The organism is Pseudomonas sp. NPDC079086, from assembly GCF_044542155.1.
Lineage (GTDB): Bacteria > Pseudomonadota > Gammaproteobacteria > Pseudomonadales > Pseudomonadaceae > Aquipseudomonas.
Map to the genome: position 1 here is coordinate 26187 of NZ_JBITTY010000001.1, position 16792 is coordinate 42978.

A 16792-nucleotide genomic window follows, 5' to 3' on the forward strand; every position below is an offset into this window, starting at 1 on the left:
CGCGCAGGAAGCCCGGAAAAAATAAGATGGCAGTAAAATACCCCGCGTTTCGTAAAAAATTCCCTCTACTGGTAACTGGCAGCCTTCTGGCGCTACAACCTTTAGCCGTTCCTTTTGCTATCGCTGCCGAGCAGTACGATTGCCAGGTTTCCGCCACCGGCGGCTGGGCATGCGCCCCGAAGACCAGCAATGCTGCACTGCCAGCACGGCCAGTACAACGTGATTCGCTTGCCAGCAGCAAGGCAGGTGAAAGCAGCGCTGAACCCGGCCAGAGCAAAGCAGCGCAAGCAACTCTGGTTACGGAAAGCCGTGGCAAAGGCCTGTCATCGCGCAGCGCCGACTACAGCCACCTCGATTGGGTCTCACGTGAAAACCTCACAGCGGCTCAACTGGCTGAAGCCGGCCCATACTGCGCAGGTGCGTATGTAGAGCCTATTCGACCAGGCATGAACGACAAGACGCCAATGAGCGAAGCGCCGATGTTCCTCTCTGCCAAAGCCTCGCGCTATGAGCAGGAAGAGCAAGTCGCCACCCTCGCCGGTGATGTAGTGCTGCGTCAAGCTGGCATGCAGGTTGAGGCCGATGAGGCCAATCTGCGCCAGGCGGAAAACCGTGGCGAGCTGATCGGTAATGTACGCCTGCGCGATCAAGGCATGCTGGTTGTCGGTGACCGCGCCGAGCTGCAACTGGACAACGGTGAAGCCAAAGTCGATAACGCCGAATATGTGCTGCACAAGAGCCATATTCGCGGTAACGCGCTCTACGCCAAGCGTGAAGAAAGCGCGATTATCCGCCTGAAAGACGGCACCTATACTAGTTGCGAACCGGGCAGCAATGCCTGGCACCTGAAGGGCAACAACATCACACTGAACCCGGCAACCGGCTTCGGCACTGCAACCAACGTTACCTTGCGGGTGAAGAATATTCCGGTGTTCTACACACCTTATATTTACTTCCCGATTGATGACCGTCGCCAGTCCGGTTTTCTGCCGCCGAGCATTAGTAGCTCAGGCAGTAATGGCCTGACACTGCAAACGCCTTACTACTTCAACCTGGCACCGAACTACGATGCCACGCTGTACCCAACCTACATGAGCGACCGCGGCTTGCTGATGGAAGGCGAATTCCGCTACCTCACCAAGAACAGCGAAGGCCAAGTTGGCGGCGCATTCCTGCAAGACAGCAATGACGACCGCAAACTGCAGTCTGATTATGAAGATCAGCGCTGGATGTACAGCTGGCAGCACAAGACTGGCCTTACCTCACGCCTGCTGGCCGAAGTCGACTACACCGACATCAGTGACCCTTACTACTTCCAGGATCTGAGCACAGATCTGGGTGTTGGCTTCAACAGCTACGTCAATCAGCGCGGCACTCTGACTTACCGTGGCGACAGCTATACCGCGCGCTTTAACGCTCACGCCTACGAGCTGGCGAATATCACTGACACCACACCTTATAACCGCTTACCGCAGCTAACGCTTGATGGCGTACTGCCATTTAAGCCTGCTGGGGTTAACTTCAGTTATGGCACGGAATACGTGCGCTTTGACCGCAGCCTACGTAAAGGCAGCTTTATCGACGAAGACGGCGGTCCGCTCAACCCCGACGGTACAGTAGGCACGCCATGGTACGACACTCGCCTAAAAGGCCTGGCCCGCGCGAACGGTGACCGCCTGCACGTAGAGCCAGGGATTAGCCTGCCGTTGAACTGGAGCTGGGGCTATATCAAACCCCAGGTCAAATACCTGCAGACCAATTACGATCTGAGCCTGGACCCGCAAGGCAAAAGCACTTTACTGGACGAACAGACCTACAAGAGCAGCCAGAGCCGAGGCGTCGGCATGTTCAGCTTAGACAGTGGCCTGTACTTCGACCGTACCACTCAGCTGTTTGGTACCCAGTACCGACAGACACTAGAACCACGCGCCTTCTATCTTTATGTCCCAGAAGAAGACCAGACTGATATTCCAGTCTTCGATACTGGCGAAAGCACTTTCAGCTACTCCTCGCTGTGGCGCGAAAACCGCTTTTCAGGCAAGGACCGCATCGGTGACGAGAACAAGTTGTCGCTGGGGATAACAAGCCGCCTGATTGAGTCAAACGGCTTTGAGCGCCAGCGCTTTAGCATCGGCCAGGCCTTCTATTTTGAAGATCGTCAGGTGCAACTGCCAGGTATTGATTACCGCACACGTGCCGACGCAACAGCATCAACCTCACCTTATGCGCTTGAGTACCTGTATCGCTTTAACCGCGACTGGCGCTTCTCCTCCGACTTCAACTGGGATCCGGATAGCGGCAGCACCCGATCGGGTAGTGCAATGTTCCATTACCAACCGGAAGATAACCCAAACAAGGTGATTAACGCCGGTTATCGCTACCGCAATGACACTGTGCGCTATGACGAGGCAAGCGGTAATTGGGTAGTAGGCGGTGGCGACTACGGCACCCCTGGGTCGCCTGAATTCATCAAGGACTACTACAAGATCAGCCAGCACGATTTCTCGGTTATCTGGCCAATCGTGCCACAGTGGAGCGTGATCTCCCGCTGGCAGTATGACTACGGCCGCGACCGTACGCTGGAAGCCTTTGCCGGCTTCGAGTACGACAGTTGCTGCTGGAAACTACGCCTGATCAACCGTTACTGGATCGACTACGACGAAGTCAGCCTCAACCCGTCGCTGAACGACCAGGCTGATCGCGGCATCTTCCTGCAGATCGTACTCAAAGGCCTGGGCGGTGTAGTGGGTAGTAAAGTTGAGACTTTCCTCGACAAAGGCATTCAAGGTTATCGTGAACGTGAAGATCAAGCTTTCTGATTGCGTGCGCCCCCTGCTGTTGGGCGCGCTGTTTCTGGGTACTGCGGCAAACGCTGAGGTACAACCACTCAACCGCGTTGTAGCGATTGTCGATAACGATGTCGTCATGCAAAGCCAGCTCGATTCACGCTTGCGTGAGGTGCAGCAGACCATCACACAGCGCGGTGCGGCTTTGCCGCCTGAGCATGTGCTCAGCCAGCAGGTGCTTGAACGCCTGATCATCGAGAACATTCAGCTGCAGATTGGTGAGCGCTCGGGTATTCGCATTACCGACGAAGAACTGAACCAGGCCATCGGCACCATTGCCCAGCGCAATGGCATGAGCATCGAGCAGTTCCGTGCAGCCTTGGCGAAAGACGGCCTGTCCTATACCGACGCCCGTGACCAAGTGCGCCGCGAGATGATCATCAGCCGCGTGCGCCAACGTCGTGTGGCGGAGCGTATCCAGGTAACCGATCAGGAAGTGCAGAACTTCCTCGCCTCGGACATGGGCAAGATGCAGCTTTCGGAAGAGTTCCGCCTGGCTAACATTCTTATCCCAGTACCCGAAGGTGCCTCCCCGGAGGACATCCAGGCTGCTGACCGCCAGGCCCGCGACCTGTATCAGCAATTGCAGCAAGGCGCCGATTTCGCCCAGCTAGCTATCGCTCGCTCTGCCAGTGAAACCGCGCTGGAAGGTGGCGAAATGGGCTGGCGCAAGGCCGGACAACTGCCACCGCCCTTCGACAAAATGCTCAGCGCCTTGTCGGTTGGCCAGGTGACTGAACCGATGCGTACCCCGGGCGGCTTTATCATGCTCAAGCTGCTGGAAAAGCGCGGCGGCGACAGCCAGGTACGTGACGAAGTGAATGTTCGCCACATCCTGATCAAGCCAAGCGAAATCCGTAGCGAGGCCGAAACCAAACGCCTGGTCGAGCGCCTGTACCAGCGCATCCTGGCCGGGGAAGATTTCGCCGAACTGGCGAAGAACTTCTCCGAAGACCCAGGCTCTGCGTTGAACGGCGGTACGCTGAGCTGGATCGACCCGAACGTATTGGTGCCCGAGTTCCGCGAAGTGATGAACAGTACGCCGGCAGGCGAGCTGTCCAAGCCGTTCAAGAGTCCTTATGGCTGGCACGTACTGGAAGTAATGGGCCGCCGCGCCACCGACAGCAGCGTGCAGTTCCGCGAACAGCAGGCGATGACTGTGCTGCGTAACCGCAAGTACGACGAAGAGCTGCAAGCCTGGCTGCGCCAGATCCGCGATGAAGCCTACGTCGAGAGCAAGCTCTGATCGACCTAGCACGCGGACGCAGCTAGCGTACGCAACAAATCAAGCCCGGCTTTATGCACACGCAAAGCCGGGCTTTTTTTCGCCTGCTAACAACGCGCCTCTTTACTAACCGCTGCCGCACTAACAGAGTTGGCGCATCGCCACGGAGAGTTCACCAATGACCACGCCCCGCCTTTTCGCACTGACTCCCGGCGAGCCGGCAGGAATAGGCCCTGACCTGTGCCTGCTGCTGGCACGCGAAGCACAACCACACCCGATCATCGCAATAGCAAGTCAACAACTGCTGGCCGAACGCGCGAAACATCTGGGCCTGAATATCCAGCTGATCAGCGTCAGCCCCGACACCTGGCCGCAGCAGGCCGCAGCTTCCGGCAGCCTGTATGTCTGGGACACACCATTGGCAGCGACGGTCATTCCCGGTCGACTGAGCAACGCTAACGCCGCCTATGTACTGCAAACCCTGACACGTGCCGGGCAAGGCTGCATCGACGGGCACTTCGCCGGAATGATTACCGCCCCCGTACACAAAGGCGTAATCAACGACGCAGGTATTGCCTTCTCCGGCCATACTGAATTTCTAGCCGAGCTGACCCACACCGAGCAGGTGGTGATGATGCTCGCCACCCACGGTCTGCGCGTAGCGCTGGTGACCACGCACCTGCCACTCAAGGACGTAGCCGCAGCTATCACCCCAGAGCGACTCAGCCGAGTCACGCGCATTCTCGATCATGACCTGCGCACAAAATTCGGTATCGCCCAGCCGCGCATTCTGGTTTGCGGCCTCAACCCGCATGCCGGCGAGGGCGGCCACCTGGGCCGGGAAGAGATCGAAGTGATCGAACCCACCCTGCAGCAGTTGCGCAGCGAAGGCATCGACCTGATAGGCCCGCTGCCGGCCGACACCCTGTTCACCCCCAAACACCTCGATCATTGCGACGCGGTGCTGGCCATGTACCACGACCAGGGCTTGCCGGTGCTCAAATACAAAGGCTTTGGCGCTGCAGTAAACGTCACCCTGGGCCTGCCCATCATCCGCACCTCGGTCGACCACGGCACCGCGCTGGATCTGGCCGGCAGCGGCAAAATCGACAGCGGCAGCCTGCAGGTCGCCCTGCAAACCGCGTATGAAATGGCCGCCAGCCAGGTGAAAAGCGCCTGACTGCCACGCCCGGCACGGGGCGTACGCCGCCAATGCTGTTAAACTGCCGGGCTTTCTACCCGCGTTACATTCGCTTCAAGCCGATGCTTTGAAGCCTGGAGCTGCTGCATGTCCGAATACCAACACCGCGCGCGCAAGCGTTTCGGCCAGAACTTCCTGCATGACGCCGGGGTGATTCATCGCATTCTGCGCGCCATCCACGCCCGCGAAGGTGAGCACATGCTGGAAATCGGGCCAGGCCAGGGCGCACTGACCGAAGGCCTGCTGAACAGCGGCGCGCAGCTCGACGTGATTGAGCTCGACCGCGACTTGGTGCCAATCCTGCAACACCAGTTCGGCAGCAATCCGCGTTTTCGCCTGAACCAAGGCGATGCCCTCAAGTTCGACTTCAATCAGCTGCAGGCCGCGCCACACAGCCTGCGCGTGGTCGGCAACCTGCCGTACAACATCTCCACGCCACTGATATTCCACCTGTTGAGCAATGCCACGCTGATTCGCGATATGCACTTTATGCTGCAGAAGGAAGTGGTCGAGCGACTGGCCGCCGAGCCTGGTGGCGGCGACTGGGGTCGCCTGTCAATCATGGTGCAGTACCACTGCCGCGTGGAACATCTGTTCAACGTCGGCCCCGGCGCGTTCAACCCGCCGCCCAAGGTCGACTCGGCGATCGTCCGCTTGGTGCCGCACGAAGTGCTGCCTCATCCGGCCAAGGACCATCACCTGCTCGAACGCGTGGTACGCGAAGCCTTCAACCAGCGCCGTAAGACCTTGCGCAATACTCTCAAGGCCCTGCTGCCGGCCGATGCCATCGAAGCGGCAGGTGTGGATGGCAGCCTGCGCCCTGAACAACTGGACCTGGCTGCGTTTGTACGCCTGGCGGACAAACTGGCCGAACAACCCAACACCGACTGACAACGGCTAGACTGGTTTTCTGCCTACCGAGTTAATTACGCATGAGCGATTCGCGCTACAACATCGACGTCAGCGTCGTTACCCGCTACCTGCCGGAGCAATCGCAGCCGGAGCAGAACCGCTTTGCCTTCGCCTACACTGTCACGGTGAGCAACAACGGCGAACTGCCGGCCAAACTGCTCTCGCGGCACTGGGTGATTACCGATGGCGATGGCCGCGTGCAGGAAGTACGCGGTGCCGGCGTGATCGGCCAGCAGCCACTGATTGAAGCCGGCGCCAGTCACACCTACAGCAGCGGCACGGTGATGACCACCCGCGTGGGCATTATGCAGGGCAGCTATCAGATGCTCGCCGACGACGGCAAACGCTTTGACGCCCTGATCGCGCCCTTCCGTCTCGCGGTGCCGGGCTCGCTGCACTGATGGCCACCTACGCCGTTGGCGACTTGCAAGGCTGCCTAAAGCCCTTGCAATGCCTGCTTGAACGCGTGGCCTTTGACCCGGCACAAGACAAACTGTGGCTGGTCGGTGACCTGGTCAATCGCGGTCCCGAGTCTCTGGCGACGCTGCGTTTTCTCTACAACATTCGTGACGCGCTAACCTGCGTACTGGGCAATCACGACCTGCACCTTCTGGCCGTGGCGCACAATATCGAACGCCTGAAAAGAGGCGACACCCTGCGCGAGATCATCGACGCACCGGATGCTGCCGATCTGCTCGACTGGCTACGCAGGCAGAAGCTTCTGCATTTCGACGAAGCCCGCGCTACCGCTCTGGTGCATGCTGGCATCCCGCCGCAGTGGAGCATGGACAAAGCGCTCAGACGCGCCGCCGAAGTGGAGGCAGCCCTACGTGACGATGCACTCATGCCGCTGTTTCTCGACGGTATGTATGGCAACGAGCCCGCCAAGTGGGACGGCGACCTGCATGGCGTAACCCGCCTGCGGGTGATCACCAATTACTTCACCCGCATGCGCTTCTGTAAAGCCGACGGCACCCTCGACCTGAAGAGCAAGGAAGGCGTCGGCAGTGCACCACCGGGCTACGCGCCCTGGTTCAGCTACAAGCAGCGCAAGACCCGCGGCCAACGGATCATCTTCGGCCACTGGGCAGCGCTCGAAGGGCAATCCACGGAACCCGACGTGATTGCCCTGGATACCGGCTGCGTCTGGGGTGCGAGCATGACCTTGATGAACATTGATAGCGGCGAGAAATACACCTGCGACTGTAAGGAGCAAGCATGAGCGAATTTAAACGCATCCCCCCCGAGCAGGCTCAGGCCTTACGTCAGCAGGGCGCAGTGGTGGTCGACATCCGTGATCCACAGAGCTTCGCCGCCGGCCATATCAGCGGCTCACAGCACCTCGATAACCACTCGCTGCATACCTTTATCACCCAGGCGGATCTCGATGCGCCGCTGATTGTTGCCTGTTATCACGGCAACTCCAGCCAAAGTGCAGCGGCCTACCTGGTCGGCCAGGGCTTCAGTGATGTGTACAGCCTCGATGGCGGTTTCGAGCTGTGGCGTGCGACCTTCCCTGGCGATACCGCACAAGCGTCCGAAGAATAATTTTTTCAACGGCCAGGCCGCACCAGCAGCGGCCTGCCGGCCCCTCCCGACCAACGGTAATATCCTGTTATCGTTGCGCGCCCCTTGCCCCCGCCGATTCCGAACTATCCTTTGTCTCAGGCCATCCAAAACAAGGTAGAGCCGGCCAAACGGCATCGGGCCATCGGTAAGACTATTAGGTGTTCTGGGGGGTTATCCCGGCTGTATCCGCACCGGAGCTGCCAAGCACCTGACCGATCCCGCACCGGCTCTGCGCATCGAGCGAGGTGAAGTCATGAGTATTTTCAGCCACTTCCAACAACGTTTCGAAGCGACTCGCCAGGAGGAGTTTTCCCTCCAAGAGTACCTCGAACTGTGCAAGCAGGATCGTAGCGCCTACGCATCGGCGGCCGAACGCCTGCTACTGGCCATTGGCGAGCCTGAATTGCTCGACACCTCAACCGATCCACGGCTGTCGCGCATCTTCTCCAACAAGGTGATCCGCCGTTACCCTGCCTTTGCCGACTTCCACGGCATGGAAGAGTGCATCGACCAGATCGTCTCCTACTTCCGCCATGCCGCTCAGGGCCTGGAAGAGAAGAAACAGATTCTCTACCTGCTCGGCCCGGTGGGCGGCGGCAAATCGTCCCTGGCGGAAAAGCTCAAGCACCTGATCGAGAAAGTACCGTTCTACGCGATCAAGGGCTCGCCCGTATTCGAGTCGCCACTCGGCCTGTTCAGCGATGCCGAGGACGGCGCCATCCTCGAAGAGGATTACGGCATCCCACGGCGCTACCTCAACAGCATCATGTCGCCCTGGGCGACCAAGCGTCTGCAGGAGTTCGGTGGCGATATCAGCCAATTCCGCGTGGTCAAGCTCTATCCCTCGATCCTTAACCAGATCGCCGTCGCCAAGACAGAGCCGGGCGATGAGAACAACCAGGACATCTCCGCCCTGGTCGGCAAGGTAGACATTCGCAAGCTCGAGGAATACCCACAGAACGACGCCGATGCCTACAGTTACTCGGGCGCGCTGTGCCGAGCCAACCAGGGCCTGATGGAATTCGTCGAGATGTTCAAGGCGCCGATCAAGGTGCTGCATCCGTTGCTGACCGCCACCCAGGAAGGCAACTACAACAGCACCGAAGGCCTCGGCGCGATTCCTTACAGCGGCATCCTGCTGGCTCACTCCAACGAATCGGAATGGCACAGCTTCCGCAACAACAAGAACAACGAGGCGTTCATCGACCGCATCTACATCGTCAAGGTGCCGTACTGCCTGCGCGTAACCGACGAGATCAAGATTTACGACAAGCTGCTGTTCAACAGCTCCCTGGCCAAAGCCCATTGCGCCCCAGACACACTGAAGATGCTCGCGCAGTTCTCCACCCTCAGCCGCCTGAAGGAGCCGGAGAACTCCAACGTTTACTCGAAAATGCGCGTGTATGACGGCGAAAACCTAAAGGACACCGACCCCAAGGCCAAGTCGATTCAGGAATACCGCGACACCGCTGGCGTCGATGAAGGCATGAACGGCCTGTCGACCCGCTTCGCCTTCAAGATCCTTTCCAAGGTATTCAACTTCGATCCCCACGAAATTGCCGCCAACCCAGTACACCTGCTCTACGTGCTGGAGCAGCAGATCGAGCAGGAACAGTTCCCCGCCGAAGTGCGCGAGCGTTACCTGCGCTTTATCAAGGAGTACCTGGCGCCGCGTTATATCGAATTCATCGGCAAGGAAATCCAGACCGCCTACCTCGAGTCCTACAGCGAGTATGGGCAGAACATCTTCGACCGCTACGTGCTGTATGCCGACTTCTGGATTCAGGATCAGGAGTACCGCGACCCGGAAACCGGCGAGATTCTCAACCGCGTAGCACTAAACGAGGAGCTGGAGAAAATCGAAAAACCTGCCGGTATCAGCAATCCGAAGGATTTCCGCAACGAGATCGTCAACTTCGTGCTGCGCGCCCGCGCCAACAACAACGGCAAAAACCCAACCTGGCTCAGTTACGAAAAGCTGCGTGTGGTGATCGAGAAAAAAATGTTCTCCAACACCGAGGACCTGCTGCCGGTCATCAGCTTCAACGCCAAGGCGAGCAAGGAGGATCAACAGAAACACAACGACTTCGTCACTCGCATGGTCGAGCGCGGTTACACCGACAAGCAGGTACGCCTGCTGTCCGAGTGGTATCTGCGGGTTCGTAAATCGCAATAACGCGGCCTGACGCGACAGGCCGCCAGTGGGTACAGGGCGCGCAACTAACGCCGCCCTGTACTCGCTGCGCCTGATGTCTGCAGCGCACGGAGGGCAGTTATGAGCCATGTAATCGACCGACGCCTGAACGGCAAAAACAAGAGCACGGTAAACCGCCAGCGCTTCCTGCGGCGTTACCGCGACCATATCAAGAAGGCCGTCGAAGAGGCGGTCAGCCGCCGCTCCATTACCGACATGGAGCACGGCGAGCAGATCAGTATTCCCGGCCGCGATATCGACGAGCCGGTGCTGCACCACGGCCGCGGCGGCCGCCAGACCACCGTGCACCCCGGTAACCGCGAGTTCACTACCGGCGAGAAGATTGCCCGCCCGCAAGGCGGTGGCAGTGGCCAGGGCGCAGGCAAGGCAAGCAACTCCGGCGAAGGTATGGATGAGTTTGTCTTCCAGATCACCCAGGAAGAATTCCTCGACTTTATGTTCGAGGACCTGGAGCTGCCCAACCTGATCAAACGCCACCTGACCGGCAGCGACACCTTCAAGAGCGTGCGCGCCGGCATCAGTAATGAAGGCAACCCGTCACGCATCAATATCGTCCGCACCCTGCGCTCGGCTCACGCCCGGCGTATTGCACTGTCCGGCAGCAGCCGCAACAAACTCAAGAGCGCACAAGCCGAACTGGAACGTCTGAAGCTGGAGCAGCCGGATAACCTTGGCGATATCCAGGCACTGGAAGAGGAAGTCAGCAAACTGCGCGCACGGATCAAGCGCATCCCCTTCCTCGACACCTTCGACCTCAAGTACAACCTGTTGGTTAAACAGCCTAACCCCAGCTCCAAGGCAGTGATGTTTTGCCTGATGGACGTGTCCGGCTCGATGACCCAGTCGACCAAGGACATCGCCAAACGCTTCTTCATCCTCTTGTACCTGTTCCTCAAACGGAACTACGACAAGATCGACGTGGTGTTTATCCGCCACCACACCAGCGCCAAAGAGGTCGACGAAGAGGAATTTTTCTATTCGCGGGAAACGGGCGGCACCATTGTCTCGAGCGCCCTCAAATTGATGCACGAGGTCATGACCGAGCGCTATCCGATCAACGAATGGAATATCTATGCCGCCCAGGCGTCGGATGGCGACAACTGGAATGACGACTCCCCCGTCTGCCGCGATCTGTTGATCAATCAGATCATGCCGTTTGTGCAGTACTTCACCTACGTCGAGATCACCCCGCGCGAGCACCAGGCGCTGTGGTTTGAGTATGAACAAGTCAGCGAGGCCTTCGCCGACACCTTTGCCCAGCAGCAGCTGGTATCGGCCGGCGACATCTACCCGGTATTCCGCGACCTGTTCCAGCGGAGGCTAGCCACATGAGCACCAGCAAAGACAAGCGCCGCCAGCCGATCTCCACCGGTTCGGAATGGACCTTCGAGCTGATCCGTCAGTACGACCGCGAAATCGGTCGCATCGCCGAACGCTATGCCCTGGACACCTACCCCAACCAGATCGAGGTGATCACCGCCGAGCAGATGATGGACGCCTATGCCTCGGTCGGCATGCCGCTGGGCTACCACCACTGGTCCTACGGCAAGCACTTTCTCAGCACTGAGAAAGGCTACAAGCGCGGGCAGATGGGTCTGGCCTACGAGATCGTGATCAACTCCGATCCATGCATCGCCTACCTGATGGAAGAAAACACCATCTGCATGCAGGCCTTGGTGATCGCCCATGCCTGCTACGGCCACAACAGTTTCTTCAAGGGTAACTACCTGTTCCGCACCTGGACCGACGCCAGCTCGATCATCGATTACCTGGTGTTCGCCAAGCAGTACATCATGCAATGCGAGGAACGCCACGGCATCGACGCGGTGGAAGACTTGCTCGACTCCTGCCACGCCTTGATGAACTACGGCGTCGACCGCTACAAACGCCCCTACCCGATTTCTGCCGAGGAAGAACGGCGGCGCATGAAAGACCGCGAAGAACACCTGCAAAAGCAGATCAACGACCTCTGGCGCACCATCCCGAAAAACGCCAGCAAGGGCAGTGACACGGACAGCAAGCGCTTCCCCGCCGAACCGCAGGAAAACATCCTGTACTTTCTGGAGAAGCACGCCCCGCTTCTGGAGCCCTGGCAGCGCGAGATCATCCGTATCGTGCGCAAGATCGCCCAGTACTTTTATCCACAGCGCCAAACCCAGGTGATGAACGAAGGCTGGGCGACCTTCTGGCACTACACCCTGATGAACGACCTGTATGACGAAGGCCTGGTCACCGAAGGCTTCATGATGGAGTTCCTGCAGTCGCACACCAGCGTGGTCTACCAGCCACCGTTCGACAGTCCCTACTACAGTGGCATCAACCCTTACGCCCTGGGCTTTGCCATGTACCGTGACATCCGGCGCATCTGCGAAGAACCTACCGAAGAAGATCGCCGCTGGTTCCCGGAGATCGCCGGCAGCGACTGGTTGAGTACCTTGAAGTTCGCCATGAACAGCTTCAAGGACGAGAGCTTTATTTTGCAGTACCTGTCACCCAAGGTGATCCGCGACCTCAAGCTGTTCAGCATTCTCGATGACGACCAGAAAGACGAATTGTACGTCCCGGCGATTCACGACGAACCCGGCTACCAGCAGATTCGTGAAACCCTGGCCGCGCAGTACAACCTCGGTAACCGCGAGCCCAATGTACAGATCTGGAGTATCGACCGCCGCGGCGACCGCTCATTGACCCTGCGCCACCAACAGCACGACCGCAAACCGCTGGGCAACTCAACCGAGGAAGTGCTGAAACACCTGCACCGCCTATGGGGCTTCAATATCCACCTGGAGATGTACCAGGGTGAACAGCTGATCGGCACCCAGCATGTACCGCCCAAGCATGAAGCCGAACATGACAGCGATTACCCACGCCTCGACCTGATGATCCCGCCCATTTGATCGGTTGCGCACCCACGATGCCAAGCACCAGCATGCGCAGCAGGCCAACCAGGAATCTGCCGATGCGTTTGTTTATCGTATTACTGCTGTGCCTGGCGCTGGCCACCTGCAGCAGCCAGTTGCCACGCGCCCAGGTGCTGACACCCGCCAGCGCAGAGCTGACAGGCAAACGCAGCTTCAGCCTGATCGCTGCCGAACAGGCAGTAGCAGGTCACGTGCCATTTGCCGAGCGCTATGCTCAGCTTGAGCAATTGTTGCGTGCAGGTTTGAGCGCGCGCGGTTACCAGGCCAACCCGCAGGCAGAGATTCAGGTGTATTACTGGCTGGCCGTGCAGGACAGTCCACTGGAGTTCAAAGCTGATGCTGCCCCACCAACCCCGCTCGGCCCTTACCAGGCCATCCATCGTCTGCGCGATGAAACTGGCACCCTGCGCATCCGCCTAACCACCCCAGAACAGCACATCCTCTGGGAGGGTCTGATCAGCACCGGCCTGAGCCCAGCCAAGGACAGCGCCGAACTGCTCGAACGCGCCACCCTAGTACTATTGCAGCAGATTCCCGAAGCAGCCCTCTAGCAGGTAGTTCCTAGCCCGGATCTCGCACTGAAAAACTCTCAGGACTGCATCCAGGCTACCCCTCGTCAGCGGCCAGCCGCTATCCTCCGCACTTAGCGGAGGAACCATGATGCAGATTTACAAAGTAGGCGGCGCAGTACGGGATCGCCTGTTAGGCCGCGCGGTCAGCGAGATCGACTGGGTAGTGGTCGGCGCCAGCGCCGAACAGATGCTCGAATTGGGCTACCGCCCGGTGGGGGCGGACTTCCCGGTGTTTCTGCATCCGCAGAGCGGCGAGGAATATGCCCTGGCCCGCACCGAGCGCAAAAGCGGGCGCGGCTACGGCGGCTTTACCTTCTTTGCCAGCCCGGAAGTAACCCTGGAAGAAGACCTGATCCGCCGCGACCTGACCGTCAATGCCATGGCCGAGGACGATCACGGCACGCTGATCGACCCCTACGGTGGCCAGCGCGACCTCGCTGCTCGGCTGCTACGCCATGTATCTCCCGCCTTCGCCGAAGACCCGCTGCGCGTGCTGCGCGTTGCCCGTTTTGCCGCCCGCTACGCGCCTCTGGGCTTTACGGTTGCGCCGGAAACCATGGCACTGATGCGTGCACTGAGCGAGTCCGGCGAACTCAACGCGCTGACGCCCGAACGCAGCTGGAAGGAAATCTCCCGTGCGCTGATGGAGCCGCGCCCGGATGTGTTTATCCAGGTGCTACGCGACTGTGGCGCGCTGCGCGAGCTGCTGCCCGAGGTCGACGCACTGTTTGGCGTGCCGCAGCCGGCCGCCCATCACCCGGAAATAGATACAGGCGAACATGTACTCAGCGTGCTGCGCCAGTGCGCCGAACACCAGCAACCACTGACCGTACGCTGGGCCTGCCTGCTGCACGATGTCGGCAAAGGCCTGACACCCGAGGCCGAATGGCCCCGGCATATCGCCCACGAACACACCGGGCTGAAGCTGATCCGCGCCATCAACCAGCGCTGCAAGGCACCCAAGGATTGTCAGGAACTGGCCCTGCAGGTCGGCGAGTTCCACACCCACGGCCATCGCGCCCTGGAGCTGAAAGCCTCGACCCTGCTCAAGCTGCTGCAAGGCTTCGATGTGTTCCGCCGCCCGCAGCGCTTCGAAGAGTTTATTGCCGCCTGTGAAATGGACGCCCGCGGCCGCCTCGGCCTGGAACAACGCGCCTACCCGCAAGCGGACTACCTGCGCGCCGCCATGCACGCCGCCCGTGCAGTGGCTGTGCAACCGCTGCTCGAGCGCGGCCTGCAAGGGGCCGAACTGGGCAGCGCACTACAAGAAGAACGCCTGCAGGCGCTTCAACAATTTCGCCAGAACCACCCTCAACCGTAGCGTTACGCGCAGCACACTGATAGGCTGCAGGCCTTGCAGCACTAGGCCTCCAGCCATATCACGCATAAATTTTGACGCCAAAATATAAGCATGTGAGCTTTACTTAAAAGAGCCTGCCTCGCCACGCGTCAACGCGCGTCGCATCAGCGCCGAACAGGCCACGCCGGAGACCTATACCTTGTACCTGAATCGTCCAGTGTTTATGCGCGCCAACCGAAAAGTTCTCTGCTGCACCCTACTGGCACTCTTGCCGATACCGGCCCACGCCGAATCGAGCGACGCGGACAGCGCCACGCTGCGCGCCACTCAGGTTGCCCATGTGGTGCACGGCATCCTCAGTTATGCGCGCTGGCCGCAGCAGCCAGAAACGCTGCGCCTGTGTGTGATTGCACCAACTGAGTACGCTGACTTGCTGTGGCAGAACCACGAGCTGGAGTCCCGCCAGCCTGTAGAGGCCAAACGCCTGCTGATCGACAGCCCACTGCTGGAAACCGACTGCGAAGCCGTTTACCTCGGAGTGCTCGAGGAAAGCCAGCGGATTGCCCTGTTCAGCCGCCTGGTCGGCAAACCCATCCTGACTATCAGCGAAAGCAGCCAGGCCTGCAGCGAAGGCAGCCTGTTCTGCCTGGGTATCAGCGATGAACATGTGGGATTCAAGGTCAACCTCGATGCCGTCGCGCGTAGCGGCATTCGCATCCACCCGAACGTGCTGCAGCTGGGCAAGCGCGCAGGACCGCAACCATGAATCGCAGAAAGCCCGAAGTCATCCAGCAGCGCCCAAGCCTGCGCCGCCTGCTGCATAACGCCCACCTGCGTGTCGCGCTGCTGGCCATGGGCCTGACCAGCCTGTCACTGACCCTCGTCAGCCTGCTGGCGCTCAGCACCTACGCCAGCCATAACCTGCAACTGATCGCCCGCTCCCTGGCTTATACCCTGGAAGCTGCCGTGGTGTTCAACGACCGCGCGGCAGTGCGTGACGCCTTGGAGCAGATCTGCAAGACCGAGGAAATCGCCCAGGTCGCGGTCTTCGATAAAGACGGCACGCTGCTCGCCAGCCTGGACGCACCCAGTAACACCGTACTCAGCAACGCCGAACAATCGATCGCCCGCCTGCTGCTGCCGGATACAGTGGTTCAACCCATCACCTATCAAGGGCAACAGATCGGCGCGCTGCACCTCAGCGGCCAAGGCACCACCCTGCTGCGCTTTCTGATCGGCGGACTGCTTGGCCTGTTGGCCAGTTTGGCACTCAGCGCCCTGGGAGCCACCTATGGCTCCAAGCGCATACAGCGAGCAATTACTCAGCCGCTGCGTAACCTGTCGTTAGTGGCGCACAACATTTCCGTGGAGCGCACCTTCAACCAACGCGTACCGGCTACCCATATCGCCGACCTCAACGAGCTGGCCGAGGACTTCAACGCCCTGCTCGACCAACTGGAGGCCTGGCAGCATCAGTTGGAGCGCGAGAACGCCTCGCTAGCACACCAGGCCAGCCACGACGCCCTTACCGGGCTACCCAACCGCGCTTTCTTCGAATCGCGCCTGCTCGGCAGCATGCGCGAGGCCCGCGACAGCCAGACGCAGATGGCCGTGCTGTTTCTCGACAGCAACCGCTTCAAGGAAATCAACGATCAGCTCGGCCACGCCGCCGGCGATGCGGTGCTGATCGCCATTGCCCAGCGCCTGCGCGCCCAATTGCGTGAAGGCGACACCGTTGCACGCCTGGGCGGCGACGAGTTTGCCGTGCTGCTCAAACCTATACACCACGAAGACGATGCCGTGCTGATCGCCGACAAGATCATCGACAGCATGCACGAGCCTATCGCCCTGCCCGAAGGCGGCAGCATCACCACCTCACTGAGCATCGGCATCGCCCTCTACCCGGAGCACGCCGACAACCCTGAAGCCTTGGTACACGAGGCAGATGTCGCCATGTATCACGCCAAACGCAGCCAGGGCGGGCGAACCATGGCCAAAAGCCAGGACTCACTTACCAACTGAAAAGGAGCT

14 protein-coding genes are annotated in these 16792 nt (G+C 59.7%); all 14 read left to right on the forward strand.

Features of this window, described 5'->3' with window-relative positions:
- Positions 1-26 precede the first annotated feature (26 nt).
- The 14 genes from ACIGEK_RS00145 (at position 27) to ACIGEK_RS00210 (ending at position 16783) form a co-directional block, all read left to right on the forward strand.
- A complete protein-coding gene (locus ACIGEK_RS00145) occupies positions 27-2819 on the forward strand; it encodes an LPS-assembly protein LptD (RefSeq protein ID WP_397491395.1) in 2793 nt (930 codons plus the stop codon).
- Positions 2800-4092, forward strand: coding sequence for a peptidylprolyl isomerase (locus ACIGEK_RS00150; protein ID WP_397491396.1), 1293 nt, complete (start codon positions 2800-2802; stop codon positions 4090-4092). Before ACIGEK_RS00145 ends, ACIGEK_RS00150 begins: the two co-directional genes overlap by 20 nt.
- Before the next feature lie 157 nt (positions 4093-4249).
- Positions 4250-5251 carry a 4-hydroxythreonine-4-phosphate dehydrogenase PdxA gene (gene pdxA / locus ACIGEK_RS00155; RefSeq protein ID WP_397491397.1) on the forward strand — a complete coding sequence of 334 codons (1002 nt, stop codon included), beginning with the start codon at positions 4250-4252 and terminating at the stop codon, positions 5249-5251.
- A 108-nt stretch (positions 5252-5359) separates the two neighbouring features.
- Complete coding sequence (rsmA, locus tag ACIGEK_RS00160; protein WP_397491398.1) at positions 5360-6163, forward strand: 16S rRNA (adenine(1518)-N(6)/adenine(1519)-N(6))-dimethyltransferase RsmA; 804 nt, start codon at positions 5360-5362, stop codon at positions 6161-6163.
- Positions 6164-6204: 41 nt separating this feature from the next.
- Positions 6205-6585: a Co2+/Mg2+ efflux protein ApaG gene (gene apaG / locus ACIGEK_RS00165; protein ID WP_397491399.1), complete on the forward strand. Its 381-nt coding sequence runs from the start codon at positions 6205-6207 to the stop codon at positions 6583-6585.
- Positions 6585-7406 (forward strand): symmetrical bis(5'-nucleosyl)-tetraphosphatase, encoded by an 822-nt coding sequence (locus ACIGEK_RS00170; RefSeq protein ID WP_397491400.1) that lies wholly within the window; start codon positions 6585-6587, stop codon positions 7404-7406. Before apaG ends, ACIGEK_RS00170 begins: the two co-directional genes overlap by 1 nt.
- The gene (glpE, locus tag ACIGEK_RS00175) at positions 7403-7732 is read left to right on the forward strand and encodes a thiosulfate sulfurtransferase GlpE (RefSeq protein WP_397491401.1); all 330 of its coding nucleotides are present in this window, start codon (positions 7403-7405) and stop codon (positions 7730-7732) included. Before ACIGEK_RS00170 ends, glpE begins: the two co-directional genes overlap by 4 nt.
- A 274-nt stretch (positions 7733-8006) precedes the next feature.
- Entirely contained in the window at positions 8007-9929 is a 1923-nt protein-coding gene (locus ACIGEK_RS00180; RefSeq protein WP_275962392.1) for a PrkA family serine protein kinase, read from the forward strand.
- Positions 9930-10028: 99 nt separating this feature from the next.
- Positions 10029-11300: a YeaH/YhbH family protein gene (locus ACIGEK_RS00185; protein ID WP_397491402.1), complete on the forward strand. Its 1272-nt coding sequence runs from the start codon at positions 10029-10031 to the stop codon at positions 11298-11300.
- Positions 11297-12865, forward strand: a complete 1569-nt coding sequence (locus ACIGEK_RS00190) for a SpoVR family protein (protein ID WP_397491403.1) — start codon at positions 11297-11299, stop codon at positions 12863-12865. The genes ACIGEK_RS00185 and ACIGEK_RS00190 overlap by 4 nt, the downstream gene beginning before the upstream one ends.
- 62 nt (positions 12866-12927) lie before the next feature.
- Positions 12928-13440 carry a hypothetical protein gene (locus ACIGEK_RS00195; protein WP_397491404.1) on the forward strand — a complete coding sequence of 171 codons (513 nt, stop codon included), beginning with the start codon at positions 12928-12930 and terminating at the stop codon, positions 13438-13440.
- 109 nt (positions 13441-13549) lie between these two features.
- Positions 13550-14782 (forward strand): multifunctional CCA addition/repair protein, encoded by a 1233-nt coding sequence (locus tag ACIGEK_RS00200; protein ID WP_397493053.1) that lies wholly within the window; start codon positions 13550-13552, stop codon positions 14780-14782.
- Positions 14783-14984: 202 nt separating this feature from the next.
- Positions 14985-15527 carry a YfiR family protein gene (locus ACIGEK_RS00205; RefSeq protein ID WP_397493055.1) on the forward strand — a complete coding sequence of 181 codons (543 nt, stop codon included), beginning with the start codon at positions 14985-14987 and terminating at the stop codon, positions 15525-15527.
- Positions 15524-16783 carry a diguanylate cyclase domain-containing protein gene (locus ACIGEK_RS00210; RefSeq protein ID WP_397491405.1) on the forward strand — a complete coding sequence of 420 codons (1260 nt, stop codon included), beginning with the start codon at positions 15524-15526 and terminating at the stop codon, positions 16781-16783. Before ACIGEK_RS00205 ends, ACIGEK_RS00210 begins: the two co-directional genes overlap by 4 nt.
- Positions 16784-16792 lie beyond the last annotated feature (9 nt).

Coding starts and splice junctions, on each gene's coding strand:
- ACIGEK_RS00185 (WP_397491402.1), top strand. CDS start 10,029: ATGAGCCATGTAATCGACCGACGCCTGAACGGCAAAAACAAGAGCACG.
- ACIGEK_RS00180 (WP_275962392.1), top strand. CDS start 8,007: ATGAGTATTTTCAGCCACTTCCAACAACGTTTCGAAGCGACTCGCCAG.
- ACIGEK_RS00205 (WP_397493055.1), top strand. CDS start 14,985: ATGCGCGCCAACCGAAAAGTTCTCTGCTGCACCCTACTGGCACTCTTG.
- ACIGEK_RS00145 (WP_397491395.1), top strand. CDS start 27: ATGGCAGTAAAATACCCCGCGTTTCGTAAAAAATTCCCTCTACTGGTA.
- ACIGEK_RS00170 (WP_397491400.1), top strand. CDS start 6,585: ATGGCCACCTACGCCGTTGGCGACTTGCAAGGCTGCCTAAAGCCCTTG.
- apaG (WP_397491399.1), top strand. CDS start 6,205: ATGAGCGATTCGCGCTACAACATCGACGTCAGCGTCGTTACCCGCTAC.
- rsmA (WP_397491398.1), top strand. CDS start 5,360: ATGTCCGAATACCAACACCGCGCGCGCAAGCGTTTCGGCCAGAACTTC.
- pdxA (WP_397491397.1), top strand. CDS start 4,250: ATGACCACGCCCCGCCTTTTCGCACTGACTCCCGGCGAGCCGGCAGGA.
- ACIGEK_RS00195 (WP_397491404.1), top strand. CDS start 12,928: ATGCGTTTGTTTATCGTATTACTGCTGTGCCTGGCGCTGGCCACCTGC.
- ACIGEK_RS00210 (WP_397491405.1), top strand. CDS start 15,524: ATGAATCGCAGAAAGCCCGAAGTCATCCAGCAGCGCCCAAGCCTGCGC.
- ACIGEK_RS00190 (WP_397491403.1), top strand. CDS start 11,297: ATGAGCACCAGCAAAGACAAGCGCCGCCAGCCGATCTCCACCGGTTCG.
- ACIGEK_RS00200 (WP_397493053.1), top strand. CDS start 13,550: ATGCAGATTTACAAAGTAGGCGGCGCAGTACGGGATCGCCTGTTAGGC.
- glpE (WP_397491401.1), top strand. CDS start 7,403: ATGAGCGAATTTAAACGCATCCCCCCCGAGCAGGCTCAGGCCTTACGT.